This is a genomic window from Mobiluncus mulieris, assembly GCF_014204735.1.
GTDB lineage: Bacteria > Actinomycetota > Actinomycetes > Actinomycetales > Actinomycetaceae > Mobiluncus > Mobiluncus mulieris.
Map to the genome: position 1 here is coordinate 105541 of NZ_JACHMA010000001.1, position 14372 is coordinate 119912.

Annotated in this window: 10 protein-coding genes; 7 read left to right on the top strand and 3 right to left on the bottom strand. The window is 54.0% G+C overall.

Annotated features, from left to right (window positions below; translation table 11 throughout):
- Positions 1-39: 39 nt before the first annotated feature.
- The gene (locus tag F4555_RS00445) at positions 40-549 is read left to right on the top strand and encodes a DUF6912 family protein (RefSeq protein WP_114989957.1); all 510 of its coding nucleotides are present in this window, start codon (positions 40-42) and stop codon (positions 547-549) included.
- On the opposite strand, the gene F4555_RS00450 is transcribed toward F4555_RS00445, so the two are convergent.
- A complete protein-coding gene (locus F4555_RS00450; RefSeq protein ID WP_115325599.1) occupies positions 533-3727 on the bottom strand; it encodes an AAA family ATPase in 3195 nt (1064 codons plus the stop codon). The genes F4555_RS00445 and F4555_RS00450 overlap by 17 nt on opposite strands.
- Positions 3724-4992: a metallophosphoesterase family protein gene (locus F4555_RS00455; RefSeq protein ID WP_004013212.1), complete on the bottom strand. Its 1269-nt coding sequence runs from the start codon at positions 4990-4992 to the stop codon at positions 3724-3726. Before F4555_RS00455 ends, F4555_RS00450 begins: the two co-directional genes overlap by 4 nt.
- A 149-nt stretch (positions 4993-5141) precedes the next feature.
- Between F4555_RS00455 and F4555_RS00460 the strand changes: the two genes are divergently transcribed.
- The 5 genes from F4555_RS00460 to F4555_RS00480 all read left to right on the top strand — a co-directional run bounded on the left by F4555_RS00460 (position 5142) and on the right by F4555_RS00480 (position 13404).
- Complete coding sequence (locus F4555_RS00460; RefSeq protein ID WP_115325598.1) at positions 5142-6605, top strand: 3-phosphoshikimate 1-carboxyvinyltransferase; 1464 nt, start codon at positions 5142-5144, stop codon at positions 6603-6605.
- A complete protein-coding gene (gene rsgA, locus F4555_RS00465) occupies positions 6592-7584 on the top strand; it encodes a ribosome small subunit-dependent GTPase A (protein WP_004013210.1) in 993 nt (330 codons plus the stop codon). Before F4555_RS00460 ends, rsgA begins: the two co-directional genes overlap by 14 nt.
- Before the next feature lie 29 nt (positions 7585-7613).
- Entirely contained in the window at positions 7614-11417 is a 3804-nt protein-coding gene (locus F4555_RS00470; RefSeq protein ID WP_115325597.1) for a multifunctional oxoglutarate decarboxylase/oxoglutarate dehydrogenase thiamine pyrophosphate-binding subunit/dihydrolipoyllysine-residue succinyltransferase subunit, read from the top strand.
- 102 nt (positions 11418-11519) lie between these two features.
- A complete protein-coding gene (locus F4555_RS00475; RefSeq protein ID WP_004013208.1) occupies positions 11520-12734 on the top strand; it encodes a sensor histidine kinase in 1215 nt (404 codons plus the stop codon).
- Positions 12727-13404 carry a response regulator transcription factor gene (locus F4555_RS00480; protein ID WP_004013207.1) on the top strand — a complete coding sequence of 226 codons (678 nt, stop codon included), beginning with the start codon at positions 12727-12729 and terminating at the stop codon, positions 13402-13404. Before F4555_RS00475 ends, F4555_RS00480 begins: the two co-directional genes overlap by 8 nt.
- Positions 13405-13583: 179 nt before the next feature.
- Here F4555_RS00480 and F4555_RS11490 read toward each other — a convergent pair whose 3' ends face one another.
- Positions 13584-13658 carry a 50S ribosomal protein bL37 gene (locus F4555_RS11490; RefSeq protein ID WP_370444841.1) on the bottom strand — a complete coding sequence of 25 codons (75 nt, stop codon included), beginning with the start codon at positions 13656-13658 and terminating at the stop codon, positions 13584-13586.
- A gap of 235 nt (positions 13659-13893) precedes the next feature.
- On the opposite strand from F4555_RS11490, the gene F4555_RS00485 reads away from it, so the two are divergent.
- A complete protein-coding gene (locus F4555_RS00485; RefSeq protein ID WP_004013205.1) occupies positions 13894-14361 on the top strand; it encodes a DoxX family protein in 468 nt (155 codons plus the stop codon).
- Positions 14362-14372: the final 11 nt, after the last annotated feature.

Consider the following 14372-nt stretch of genomic DNA (forward strand, 5'->3'; position numbering starts at 1 on the left):
TAAAAAAGCTGCCGCCCCCGACAAATAAAGGAGAGCACGGTGAAAGAAGGAAAACTACATCGAGTCTATCTGGCGCTTAATCCCCAAGAACTCGAAAACCTAGAGTTTAGCGGGGGTTGTGCCACGATAGTGGACGAGGAATTCCTTAAAGCTAATAACTTCCCTGAGCTGGGCGGCTTACACGGGGAAGACCAGGAAATCGCCGAGGACACGGCTCTATACCAGGCGGCGGCTCGGTCGCGGCACTTGCAAAGCGCCGCGAGCGAACCGCGCCTAGTGGTGGCGGTGGCGGAAACTGCCGCCGAATTACAAAGCCGACTCGGGGAACCCGGGGAGTACTCACTGTCTCGTCCCGTGCCACTTGAGGAAGTCGTGTCATTTCATGTCAGCGAGGCTGTTACGGAAAGTGATTCTCCGGAAGGCAACACTAGCGAAAGTGAAGCTGATGGCCTGACATCTGCGGGAGTGGAGCTTCCCAGCTTGCTGTGGTTCGACGTTAGTGAACTAGAGTTGGTGCGAGAATTCCTGGGAATTACTCCAAACCGATAACCTGCAAATAGGATCCTTTCTTAACGGCATCCCGGTTGCTTCCCGAGCCGCTGCGATAATTTTTCACCTCGAGCTGCAGTGGAATATCCGCTTTCAACTCGTTGACATGTGAAATAATCCCCACGCTGCGCTTTGAATCCTGGTAGAGCCGCTTCAGGGTGCTGATAACAATATCACGGGTGGTGTCGTCAAGGGAACCAAAGCCTTCGTCAATAAAAATATTATCCAGTTCAACACCCCCACGTTCAGCCTGTACCACCGCAGACAGCGCCAGGGCGATGGCTAGCGAGCAATAGAATTTCTCGCCACCCGATAATGACAGCGGAGAAGTAGTGGAATCCTCGGCGGCATTATAAATATTGATTCCCAAGCCCTCCTTGCTACGTGACCGATCGTCTAGGCTGTGCGAGGTAAAAGACATCTCGAGATATCCATTAGAAATATCCTTGACCGTGTCATTAGCGATCTCGATAACTTGTTTTAACCGGGTCGACAGGTAGGCGGAACTCAGGCTCGGCCCTTTAGGATTATTGCCGCTAAGAGCTGCGACCAGCTCGTTTAGAGTTGCTATCTGCTTTGAGGACTCGACCCAGGCGGCTTCCTTGGCAGCGATGCCGGCGAGGCTTTCTTCGAATTTCCGAGACACTAAGGCTAGGTCTTTTTCCAAAGACTGCAAATCGGAGAGCTTCTGTTTGGCTGCAAGTTGAGCCTGCTCTAAGACGCACATATCCGGGATTTTTTTATTCAACAGGTCACGCAACACCTCTAGCTTACTTTTGGTGCTAGCCGTGTCGGTTTCCCACTGGGAAACCGTGGCACAGTCGGACTCCAAGATTTTTTCCGGTTTAAAATCGTCGCGAGCCGCTGTAACGGTGTCGTACCCGTTTTCCCTTAGAGCCTGTTGCAGTTGTTCCTGCCTGGCCAGCCAGCGTTCCCGGGCAGAAAGCCACTCTTGATAGATGGCATCTATATGCTCTAAGGTCTGGACAGATTGTTGGTTGTGGCACAGCAGCTTTGCGGCGTAGTCCTCGACGGAGACTTCGCCAGGTTTCTCTCCCAGATCAGCTTTGATGGCAGCTTGCAGTTGACGCAGTGCGACCTCTCCGGTTTCCAGATTCGCGCGAGTGGCTGCCAAAGACTTTTCCAGCTCCAAGGTGGTAGCTAAGACATCTTGGAGCTGTTTTTCCAGGGACTGGACTTCAATCTGGGTTTTTTCCAAGTCCTGCTGTGCCTGCGTGGCTGCTTGGAGCCTAGTATTCAAATCCTGATTGGTTTTTTCCAAATCCTGGCGGCTTTGACCCGCAAGAATTTTTTCCAGATTTTGGATTTCACCGTTGAGGGTACTCAGCTGTTTTTCGGATTCTTGGAGTTTTGCCTGTAACTCTTCTAACCGGGCACTGCCGGATTCAAACTCGGCGTAGTCCGCCACTGTGCCCCGGGACGTGGCTGGGTGGGGGTGTGCGCACGAACCGCAAACCGGGCAGGGCTCACCTGGCACCAAGGTCTCGGCTAACCGGGGAGCGTCAGCGGCAATCCACGCATCCAAGGCCTGTTTGACGAGGCGGGCTTGGGATTTCACCGCTTGTTTGTTCGTGGCTACTGACTGCGAGAGCTTCTGAGCTTTCTTTTGCAACCGTTCTAAATCGCGAGCCTGTTCCAAAGCCTTATCGGATTCTTGTTTCTGTTCCGCTAAGCCGACGCGGGCAGCGGCCAGCTGCTGGGTTTGTTCCAGCTTTGCCCGCGCGGCGTCCTGGTCTTTGCGCAGGTTATCTTGTTGCGACAAAAGCTTTGCTTGCTCCTGGGTCAATTCTCCTAGCTGGACAGAGTAACCTTGGTTTATCTCAGCCTGCTGGTGACATTGGGTCAGTTTTCCGGCTACTGTCTGGAGTCGATTTCCTTGGCTTTGTACCAGTTCTCGTGCCCGTTTAAACCAAGATTTCCAGGAGTCACTACGCTGGAAATCCATGGTGGAATCGGCCGATAACCAGGTTTTAGTATCTGCGACTAAATCCAGCCCTTGCGCTTGTACATTGCTTAAAACCGGGTCTTTTGACAAAATTTGTTGCACCAGTGAAGACAGTTCAGCCACTTTCTGGGAGGCTTGAAGCTGGGGGGACTGGAGGTTATCAGCGGTCGTAATCACTGTGGCTGCGCGGGCGGCCTGGGCGTTTTCCTCGCGCAGATTTGCGATTTCTTCCGTGCGAGCCTCTAAAACCTGGAGTTGGTCTTGCAGGGCGTGCGCGGCCTGAATCTTTTGGAAGGTGGCTTTAGCCCCAGAAAAATCATCGGCCGCTTTATCGGCAAGTTTTTGAGCTTCCTCCAGTTGCTGTCGTGTGTGTTGACTTTGATTCGCTATAAATTCTTTCACCTGATCTAATTGCGGTTTCACCTGGGGGTAAAGGGTGTCGAAAACCCGAGGCTGCCAGCCTTTCTTCCCATCCTGTTTCGGGTGAAGAGCTTCTTGGATGGAATCGAGGTCAATACCGCAACCTTCGAGTACCGGATTATTCACCAGTCCAGAAACCAACGTGCTTAGGCGTTCCAACTGGGCGGCGTTATACTGCTTGGACTCGTCTGCACCTTGCTTTTGTCGAGCCTTGGCGGCCTCTTCCAGATCGGAATAAATCTCTGATTTGAATAGACTTTTTAGCACCCCATAGCGTTCGGTACCGTTAGCGGTCAAAAATTCTTGGGCTTTGCCCTGTGGGAGCATCACGGTTTGCTCGAAATGCTTGGATTCTAGACCAAGAACCCGCACTACCCGGTCGGCGACCGCATTGACCCCGGAGATAGTTTCGTCGATTTCACAGAAATCCGGTTTTACGGATACCTCTAGTGTTGCCGCGTGATAGTTCGACAGTTTTTCCCCCAGCTCGTTGTAACTCCACAGGGTGCGGGTTAGCCGGTAGAACTTGTTACCCACGGAAAAATCCAAAGTCAGTCGAGGTTTGGTCTTGGGCGGCAGATACCAAGACACCATGCGGCGTTCGTTGTTTTCTGAGCCCCCGGGGACACTGCCGTACAGGGCACAAAACAGGGCGTCCAAAATCGTGGATTTCCCCGCCCCGGTATCCCCGTGAATCAAGAACAGGCCTTGAGAACCCAGGGCATCAAAGTCGACGACTTCCCGGTGGGCAAAGGAACCCACTCCTTCCATGGTTAGCCGATGAAATCTCATTTGCTGCCGCCTTTCACTAATTCTTCGTAGATTGTTTCCACTAGCAAGATGGCTTCCTCGGAGCACTGGGCGTTTTTCAAAAATGTCTTGGTGAATTCCAAGGGGGAAACCGCCTCGGTTACCCATTTCGCAGTTCCTCCAGTCTTCGAGGAGGTCTGCAGGCGAGTCATACGTGGAAAGATGCTTTTAATGCGTTGCAAGGCATTTTCGGGCGTGTAGTTTTCCGTAAGGGTAATCTGACAAAACGCGTCGTGAAGCCCGGCGTATTTAGGGTTTCCTAGATTCAACAGATTCTCGAAACTATCGTTAAACTCGCATACCTGATAGGGCATGCTCAAGGGGATTTTTTCGACCGTTACCTCGTGAGCCGGGTTAATCTCGACTGCGAGCACGTACTTGTCATTCGTGTCATCCGTGGCATATGGCAGAGGAGAACCCGAATACCAGGCTTCGAAGCCCGAGCTTTTTATCACTGGGTAGCACTTGTGAATGTGTCCCAAAGCGAAGTAATCCAGCCCTTGATTACCTGATACCACCCCCCCTAAGGTAGCGAGAACCGTGTTATCCACATTCGGCAGCGACCCCACAGTGTATTTGCCCACTTCGTCCTCAGGGGGCGTGAAATTCTTGGTGAAATTGTCGTGTGCTATGCCGATTAGGGGCACGGTGCGTCCCCGTGCCAAGATGTCATTACCGATACGCCTTAAAGCTGCGGCGTTGATTATCCCGGTTTTCCCAGGCAAAAGACGTTGTTGCGGAGCCTCGGATTCACTGTGTGCAGCGTTTTGTTCCAGCCACGCATCCGGATGGGGATTACCCTCGGTATCAGTCCAGGTCGAGAGCTCCTCGCGTTCCTGGTGGGGGTAAAGGTAAGGAATCGGGTACAGCCGTCCCGCCAAGTTCCCCTCGCGATTAGGAATTTCGATTGGAATCCCCACCTGTGAGCCGCGACTCACAATGTGTACCCCCACGCGATGCAAAACATCGGAGAGGAATCCCAGACGAGATGCGCCATCGTGGTTACCTGAAATTATTACCACATGGCAGTATTCGTTCGCAGCACAGATGAATTCCGACAACATAAGCACATCCACATCCGCCGGGTTCTTTTTATCCAGCACGTCCCCGGCAATCACCAGCGCATCGGGCTGGAACTCGCGGAGTAGCCCTAGCATTTGCGCCAAAAATTGTTCCTGGTACTCGCGCAGGTCATAACCGTAAAATTCGCGACCCAAGTGCCAATCAGAGGTGTGTAGAATTTTCATGCTTCCAGCATAAAGGGTGCTTCCAAAGGAAAAATATTCTTCGCTGCGCTCCGGTATTTCCTGAGGATATCAAGGGAAAAGCCGCAAAACGTGAAATGAAGTTGTGAAGCGACCCGCACCTCATGAACCCCAACCGCTAAGCTAGAGGCGTGAAAACGGATGTTGCACCAACTCCTTGGTCGGCTCCTCAAGCGAGTGGGTCGGTCTATGCCAGTGTGCATCTGCCGGGATCTAAGTCGCTTAGCGCCCGGGAACTGCTGCTTTCCGCGATAGGGGATACGGATTCGCGGGTGGAGGGTCTGCTGTATGCGCGGGACACGGATTTGATGGTGCGAGCCTTGCAAGGCTTGGGGGCGCGGATTTCCCCGTGGCCCCCCGCAGGTAACCCGGTAGAAATCCAGCCGATTCCCGGTTTATGGGAAGAAACCAAGCAATCCGGTGTCAGCAGTAATTCTGGTGCAGGGCTGGAAGCTTTGGCGTCCTCGGATTCCCTAGCGAACCATCGTAACCTCCCGGAATTGGAACAACCGGTACAAATTGAGTGTGGCTTGGCTGGCACGGTGATGCGCTTCCTACCCGCCCTGGTGGTGGCTTTGGGAGTGCCGGCGCGATTTACAGCCGATGCGGCGGCAAACAAGCGCCCGTTACGCGGGTTGCTGGAGGCTTTGGCTTCATTAGGTGCCAACTGGGAAAGTGACGACCCCTTGGACGGCATCTTCCCCTTTACCATTAATCCCCGCCGAGGTGATGTTCCCGAGGTAATCACCGTGGATACCGCTGCATCCTCGCAGTTCGTCTCGGCATTGCTGCTGAGCGCGCCACTGTGGGGGAAACCTTTGACTATACGTTGTAAAACCCCGGTGGTGCCTTCGTTGCCACACATCCAGATGACCCTGGAAGCTTTGTCTTTACGTGGAATTAATGCCACTGGATCGATACAGTCCGACGGCACCTGGCAATGGCGGGTGGAACCGGATTCGGTGTTTGGCCAAGATCTTGCCATTGAACCCGACCTGTCTAACGCCGGACCGTTCCTGGCAGCAGCCGGGATTATCGGCGGGGTGGTTTCAGTGCCCGGCTGGCCAGCACATACCAGCCAAGTGGGTGATTTATGGCGCCAGATTCTGCCCCAGTTCGGCATGCAGGTGCGTCACCGCTGCGGGGTGATCACCGCGCGTGGTACCGGGGTTTTGCGGGCGGTTTCACTAGATTGCAGTCAATGTGGCGAACTGGTTCCTACGATTGCAGCCTTGGCCGCGCACGCCTCGGGGGTGTCCCACCTCGAAGGTCTGAGTCACCTGCGGGGACACGAAACCGACCGTTTAAATGCTTTGTACCAAGAATTACAAAAACTGGGTATCAGGTGTGCTATCACCCCGGAGGACGGGTTGGAAATTATTGGAATTCCCAGAACACAGCTTGGAGCGCGGCTACCTTCCGACCAGCCCCTCATGATGCGAGCTTACGGGGATCACCGCATGGCGACTTTTGCCGCCCTGATGGGATTGTACCGAACGATACAAATTGACGATATTGGCGCCACCACGAAAACTCTGCCAGATTTTCCGCAAATGTGGGCGCAGGTTATAGGAGCACCTCATGAATCGACGTGACATTGGCACCGACGACCCCAGAGTAAAAGTGCGCCCCGGCAAAGGCACCCGCCCGCGCACCAAGAAACGCCCCAACTTTGCTGATGCCACCCCCGGAACCGTTACCGCTGTAAACCGAGGACGATTCACCGTGGCGATTCCCGACCAGCAACGAGCGGTACAAGCCGTGAAAGCCCGCGCCTTGGGACGCAAAGGCATTGTGGTGGGCGACAAAGTCAGTCTGGAAGGCGACACTTCTGGGACGGCAGACACCTTGGCGCGAATCGTAACCCTCGAGCCACGCCACACCGCGCTGCGCCGGACATTTGACGAATCAGAGACCGGGATAAAAGAAAAACTGATTGTCGCCAATGCCACCCAGATGCTGATAGTGGTGGCGGCGGCTAACCCCGAACCGAAACCCGGCATGATAGACCGCGCTATCGTCAGTGCCCTGGATGCCGGGGTCAAGCCGCTGTTAGCGATTACGAAAACCGACTTGGATGCGGCCTCGAATTTGACCAATCGGTACAAGACCCTGCTGCCGGTATGGAAATTGCGCAGGGATAACTATGACACCGGGGAATTCCAGGATTTACGCGAAAGGCTGCGGGGGGAAACTACCGTGCTGCTGGGGCACTCCGGAGTGGGGAAATCCACGCTGATTAATGCCTTGGTGCCCGCCGCCCAGCGAGCCACCGGGGAAGTGAACCAGGTTACCGGCAAAGGCCGCCATACTTCGTCTTCGGCCATCGCCCTGGCGGTTCCCGACGGTTGGGTGATTGACACGCCGGGAGTGCGTTCCTTTGGGTTGGCACACGTAGATGAAGCGGGCTTGGTGAAAGGATTTAGCGAACTGGATGCCATTGCTCAACTTTGTCCGCGGGGCTGTACCCACCGGGAAGGTTCCCCCGACTGTGAACTGGACAAGCATCCCGAACACGCCGAAAGACTGGCCTCATTGCGTCGTCTTCTGGCGGAAATTCCAAAACCCTACTAGATTTAGTATTAGCTTCTAACTACCATAACATGAAAGGGATTACAGTGGCTCAGACACAGGTGTCAGGAAACCAAGCCTCACCGGAATTTATCGCCGAGTATTACCGTCAGTACCTACAAGATTCACAAACGGTTTCACCCGAATGGCGCAGCTATTTTCAACAGATGGAATCCTTGGGATTAATGAATCCAGATGGTGTGGCTAGCCGTGATACCGAGCTAGCACCTCATGAAGCCGCCCCCAGCGGGCAAACCGCCCCCAGCCCAGCGCCCGAGAGCGAGACCGGGGTTGGAGCCTACGAAAGCACCCCCACCGCTATCCCCGCTCGCACCCTCGACGTCTCCCGTTCCGACCTGCCACCAGCGCCGCGATCGCGTGCGGCCGACCCGAGTTCACCCTACGCCGCCCGGGAAGCCGCCGAAATCGAGCATAACCGGCATCTTGCCCCCGCCGCCGAAGATCAACTGGAGCGCCTCAAAGGCATCAACGCGGCCATCGCGAAAAACATGGAAGCCTCCCTGTCGGTACCCATCGCGACCTCTTACCGGCAAATCCCCGCGAAAGTATTAATTGAAAACCGCATTCAAATCAACGACCATCTGCGCCGCACTCGAGGCGGCAAGGTATCGTTCACCCACCTGATTGGATATGCCATCGTCGAAGCCCTGTCGGAACTGCCGGAAATGAATGTTCGCTACGAGCTTAGAGATGGTAAACCCTATATTTTCCATCCCGCTCACGTGGGCTTCGGACTGGCCATAGACCTGCCCAAAGACGATGGATCACGCCTATTGGTAACCCCGGTGGTGCCAAAGGCCGACACGCTGTCCTTCCACGAATTTGTGGCCGCCTACGAAGAGCTGGTGCGTAAAGCTCGCGAAGGTAAACTGACCATGGAAGACTACAACGGTGCCACCGTGACCCTGACCAATCCAGGCACCCTGGGAACGCTGATGTCCTCGCCGCGCCTCATGGTGGGGCAAGGCTCGATTATTGGCGTGGGTGCCACGGCATACCCGGCCGAGTGGGCTGGAGCTAGCGATGAACAGCTAGCCCGAGCGGGGGTTGGCAAAATCATGCATATGTCTTCGACCTATGACCATCGCGTGATTCAAGGGGCACTGTCTGGAACCTTCCTGGGGACGGTAGAAAAGAAGCTCAAGGGCGAAGATGGATTCTATGAACGGGTTTTCAACTCTGAAAAAGTTCCCTATGACCCGTATGGGTGGGTTCGAAACGAAGCTGATAACAATTACAGCAATCAGTACAAAGCGGCCAATGCGCAACGTTTGATACATGCCTACCGTTCTAGCGGCCATCTGATTGCCGACACGGATCCTCTGGATTACCGGGTACGGCATCACCCCGATTTGTGCCTGTGTAACTATGGCCTGTCGATTTGGGATTTGGACACGGAATTCCCCATCGGAGTATACGGAGGCAAGAAAAACCAGCGCATGACCTTACGCGAGCTCCTGGGGCATTTGCGCGACACCTACACTCGCACCAGCGGCATCGAATATATGCACATCCAAGACCCCGAGCAGCGTGACTGGATACAACGAGAAATCGAGCAACCCTACGAGCCCCCCACCAAGGAGGTTCGCGCGGCGATACTGAATCGTCTCAACGCCGCCGAAGCCTTTGAAAGTTTCTTGCAAACCAAGTATGTCGGCCAGAAACGCTTCTCGTTGGAAGGCGGAGAATCCTTGATTCCATTGCTGCTTAGAGTAATGGACGACGCGGCTCATGATGGTCTGGCGGGGGTGACCATCGGGATGGCGCACCGGGGAAGGCTAAATGTGTTGGTGAATGTGGCCGGGAAATCCAATGCGCAGATATTTTCGGAGTTTGAAGGAAATCTTGACCCGGGTTCTTTGCAAGGCTCGGGGGATGTGAAATACCACCTGGGCACCGAATCGGTCTATGAGTCATATGAAGGGTGCCACACACAGGTATACATTGCCGCGAACCCTTCACACCTGGAAGCCGTTGACCCAGTGGTGCAAGGCATTGTCCGCGCCCAGCAAGACAAGGTAGGTATTGAAGGCGACTACGGATATATGCCCGTGTTGATTCACGGGGATGCGGCTTTCGTGGGGCAAGGCGTGGTGTACGAGACCTTGAACATGAGCCAGCTAAAGGCCTATAAAACCGGCGGAACCTTGCACATCATTGTGAACAACCAGATTGGTTTCACCACTTCCCCCACCAATGCCCGCTCCACGATATACTGCACGGATTTGGCTAAGGGCTTACAGGTTCCGATTTTCCACGTCAACGCCGATGATCCCGAAATGGTTACGCGGGTGGCGGGTTTGGCCTATCGTTTTCAACAAAAATTCCATAAGGATGTCATTATCGACATGCTGTGTTACCGGCGGCGGGGACACAACGAAGGCGATGACCCTTCGATGACCCAACCGGTGATGTACGGGCTGATTGATAACTTGCCTTCCACTCGCACGGTGTATGTCAACAACTTGATTGGTCGTGGCGACATCACCGACGCGGAAGCGAAAGCCGCGATGGAGGACTTCCGTGCTAAATTGGAACGTATCTTTGAGGAAACCAAGGAACACGGCTATAAGCCGACCCGTCTTGGGGAACAGGGCGGTAACGACTGGAATTTGCCGGCCTCACAAACGAACCAAAACAAAGAAATGATTGGCTGGACTTCCGCGATTCCCCTTGACGTGTTGCAGCGCATCGGGGATTCCCAAGTGGCATATCCCGAAGATTTCGCCGTTCATCCGAAAGTCGCGAAACTGTTGCAACGTCGCCAAACCATGACCCGGGAAGGCAATATTGACTGGGGATTCGGGGAGCTGCTGGCCTTTGGGTCGATTCTGATGGAAGGCACCCCCATTCGCATGTCCGGCGAGGATGCCCGGCGCGCCACTTTCGTGCAGCGCCACGCTGTGATTCACGACCACCTTACCGGCCAAGAATGGACCCCCCTGGCCTTCCTGACCCCCGACCAAGGCGATTTCATGATTTACGATTCTTCGCTGTCTGAATTTGCGCCCCTCGGTTTTGAATACGGCTATTCCGTGGAACGTCCCGAAGCCTTAACCCTATGGGAGGCTCAGTTCGGTGATTTCACCTTTGGGGGACAGACCATCATCGACGAATTCATCTCTTCTTCAGCCCAAAAATGGCATCAGCATTCCTCGCTGGTGCTGCTGTTGCCCCACGGCTTCGAAGGCCAAGGTCCCGACCATTCTTCGGCGCGTATCGAGCGGTTCCTGGCTTTGTGCGCCGAAGACAATATGTGGGTGGTGCAGCCTTCTACCCCGGCCAATCACTTCCACATGTTGCGGGCGCAGGCCTATCGTCACCCCCGCACCCCCCTGGTGGTCTTTACCCCCAAACAGCTGCTTAGGTTGCGGGCGGCAGTTTCACAGATTTCAGATTTCACGAGTGGCGAGTTTCAACGTGCTATCGGGGATACCGCAGGACTGGATGCCGCCGGGGTTAGCCGCGTGATTATCTGTACCGGCCGGGTTTACTACGACTTGGTCGCTGAACGGGACAAACGCCAGGATCGAACGACCGCGATAGTTCGTTTGGAACAGTACTATCCACTGCACGATGACCTGCGTGAAATACTGGATTCTTATCCGAATGCGGAGCTGGTTTGGGTACAAGACGAACCGGCCAACCAGGGTGCCTGGACTTTTGTTAGCGCGCACCGCGACGTGTTTACCGGGGGACGTGACCTGCGTCTGGTGTCGCGCCCGGCTATGGCCGCGCCTTCCACCGGTAACTCTACGTTCCACAAGGAACAGGCTTTGGCCTTAATGGAAGCCGCCTTTGGCGCAACCCTGTAGAGGCGACGCTGGTGGAGGAATGAAGTTTTGCAGTAAAGCACGTTGAAGAAATATCACGCTGAAGTCGTAGATAGTACCTCATAAATTGATAGACTTGCTGGCATGCGTGTTTCCGCGAAAATCCGCTACCATCTTACTGGTTGGAAACTGGTAGTTTTAGCTACCTTGGTTTTCTCTTTGGCGCAAGATTTGTCGACAATAAACGAGAAAGCTAGTCCGTTGCGTGTTCCCGGAAACATGATTGTTGAGCTTTTGGGGATGCTGCTCTTTGCATTGAGCGCGCGTTTTCCTCGCGTGTGCGGCATGGCAGTGATTATGCTATGGTTTGTGGTTTCGTATTTGCCTGGCTACGTGGTGTTTATAGGAACCTTTACTTGCGGAACAACGATTTTTGCTTATTTCGCGTTTCATCAACTTTACGCCATGTTGGGAATTTCCCTGACACTGATAGCGGTGTCTGATTTTACTACCAATACCTTCGATGTAGTGTCCTCGGTGTTCAACATCATTGGCTGTGTAATGGTTGCAGCCATAGGCTGGACATTCGGTTATTACCAACGTGGGCTTAAACGCGCACAGCACGAAAATGAGAAAATTCGCATTCAGGCTGGTATGGCTCAGGCTCAGCTACGTAACGCGCTGGCTCAAGACTTGCATGATTCGCTGGCAGCCGATTTGACCCGGCTTACCTTGATAACCGAAAATCTTGCAAAAAATCCCGAGATGAACCGCGAAGCTCGTGACATCCTGGGAATGGTGTCCACCCAGTCGCGGGGGGCGCTGGCGGACTTGCGTACCACTATTCGTCAGTTGAAAACTTCGGTAACCGAAGAATCCGCCACCACTACTTTGACCCAAATCCTGCACGATAGCATCGAAGTGGCTCGCGTCGCCGATATCAACTTGGAACTGCAAGTTCCCGCCGATATCGAGGATCAATTCAACCGTTATGAAAAAATCACCTTGTCAATGCTGGTGACGGAAGCTACCACGAACCTGATGAAGTACGGAAAACCCGGAACCTCGGCGGAACTAACCATCGAATTCAATGCGCATCACATCGAGTTCATGTCCACTAATGAAATTGGTAAAGCCAGGAGTGATTACGCTATGACCTCTGGGCTGGGGCTGAAGCAGTTAACCGCATATCTGGTGAGGCGTGGTGGAGAACTCGAATACGTCGCTAACCAGGGAATGTGGTTGCTGCACGCGCGGATTCCCCGGAGTTTGCACCAAAAAATGTTGAATACACCGCTGAACCACACCGATACGGATTCCCCGGAATCCGGCCAAGAAAGGAGTCAAATAGATGAATGAAACTCAAGTTTTACCGTTGAAAGTCCTGATGGTTGACGATGACAAAATCGTGCGCACCTATCTGGGGGCATCCTTGCAATCTGACCCTAGAATCTTTGCGTTGAAAACGGCCGAGGATGGGCTGCATGCCCTGCAGATTCTTACGGAATGGACCGCTGACGTGGTGTTAATGGATGTGGATATGCCCCGGATGGATGGAATCGAGACTACGAAGCAAATCCGCACCAAACACCCGGAGACAAAGGTGCTAATCTTTACGAATTTCGAACAGCGTCCCTCGGTGATGCGCGCCATTCAGGCCGGAGCCTCTGGTTTCATTACTAAAGATAAACCGGTAGATGAAATGGTCGATGCACTGTTGGCTACACGCGATGGCAAACGTATTATCAGTGAAGATCCTGCCGCTGCCCTGGCGGATATGATTGCTGGTCAAAGCAATGCGGAGCCCCCGGACGTCGAATTTATCGAGGCTTTGCACGCGATTCCTAATCGCCTGAAAAAGGTTGTGCCCTTGCTGGTAGAGGGGAAGTCGAACCGGATTATCGCCAAAGAGCTGCACACCTCGGAGGGCACCGTGGGGGATTATGTGTCCAAGATTTTGAAGCTGACCAACTGTGAGTCCCGTACCAGTTTCGTGGTCAAGGCCTTTAAGAGCAAAATTCGGTTCTAGGCTGCCCGAGTTCCGGTTGACCCCTAGGTACCAGCCCAAGATTCAAAATTTCAGATTTATGGTAAGAAACCCGCGCTCCGAAACAGATTCAGCACACTCTTATACCAAATACCGGTAAGTGCCGGGGTAAATCAAGGAAATGAAAATCGGAGACCCCCTCGCGGGGGTCTCCGTAAAGCCTAAGCGTTTGGACGCTTGCCGTGGTTAGCGGCACTCTTCGCCCGGGCACGACGTTTGCGGCCGCGTTTCGACATGGTAATGCTCCTTTATCTTCAAGTACTTGAACCCGTGTATTGTCGCACAAATCACGCTATCTTTGCAATTGTAGACCAGTATGGCCAGCGAGCCGGGGCAGAAATCTGGGAAAAAATCGGGGTGAGGCTCAAAATAGTGGAGGCTCCCCCCTGGAAAATCCTATATTTCCGCCTTGGATAGAGAATAAACCCGGTAAAACTAGGCAAAAACCCGGGATTGTGATGAAATGGAACTATGAAAACACTCTTGCGTCTGGTGGCACGACCCATGTTGGCATCTGTGTTCTTTTTTGACGGCCTCGATGCTTTGCGCTCACCCGATGACCACGTGGAAAGATTCAAAAAAATCGAACCTGCGTTGGAAAAACTCGGATTTCCACCCGTGCTGACTTCCGATGCGCGCCTGCTTTCCCGCCTGGCCGGTTTTATCACCGTCGCCAGCGCTTTGGGATTGGCGACGGGCAAGTACCCCCGCACTTGCGCGGCGCTGCTTGCGGCGGTGAACTTTCCGGTAACAGCGGTGAATAATCCGATGTGGATGGCGAAAACTCCTGGACAACGCCGTAACTACACGCGGGGACTGGTGGTTGGGGCTTCGCTGGCGGGGGGACTGGGAATGGCGATTCTCGACGATGATGACCAGCCCTCCAAACGGATGCGCCGTGAAATCCTGCGTGCAGCGAAGGTGGAATTAGCAAAGTAGCGCTAAGTATT

Coding starts and splice junctions, on each gene's coding strand:
- rsgA (WP_004013210.1), top strand. CDS start 6,592: ATGAATCGACGTGACATTGGCACCGACGACCCCAGAGTAAAAGTGCGC.
- F4555_RS00480 (WP_004013207.1), top strand. CDS start 12,727: ATGAATGAAACTCAAGTTTTACCGTTGAAAGTCCTGATGGTTGACGAT.
- F4555_RS00470 (WP_115325597.1), top strand. CDS start 7,614: ATGAAAGGGATTACAGTGGCTCAGACACAGGTGTCAGGAAACCAAGCC.
- F4555_RS00455 (WP_004013212.1), bottom strand. CDS start 4,992: ATGAAAATTCTACACACCTCTGATTGGCACTTGGGTCGCGAATTTTAC.
- F4555_RS00450 (WP_115325599.1), bottom strand. CDS start 3,727: ATGAGATTTCATCGGCTAACCATGGAAGGAGTGGGTTCCTTTGCCCAC.
- F4555_RS00475 (WP_004013208.1), top strand. CDS start 11,520: ATGCGTGTTTCCGCGAAAATCCGCTACCATCTTACTGGTTGGAAACTG.
- F4555_RS00485 (WP_004013205.1), top strand. CDS start 13,894: ATGAAAACACTCTTGCGTCTGGTGGCACGACCCATGTTGGCATCTGTG.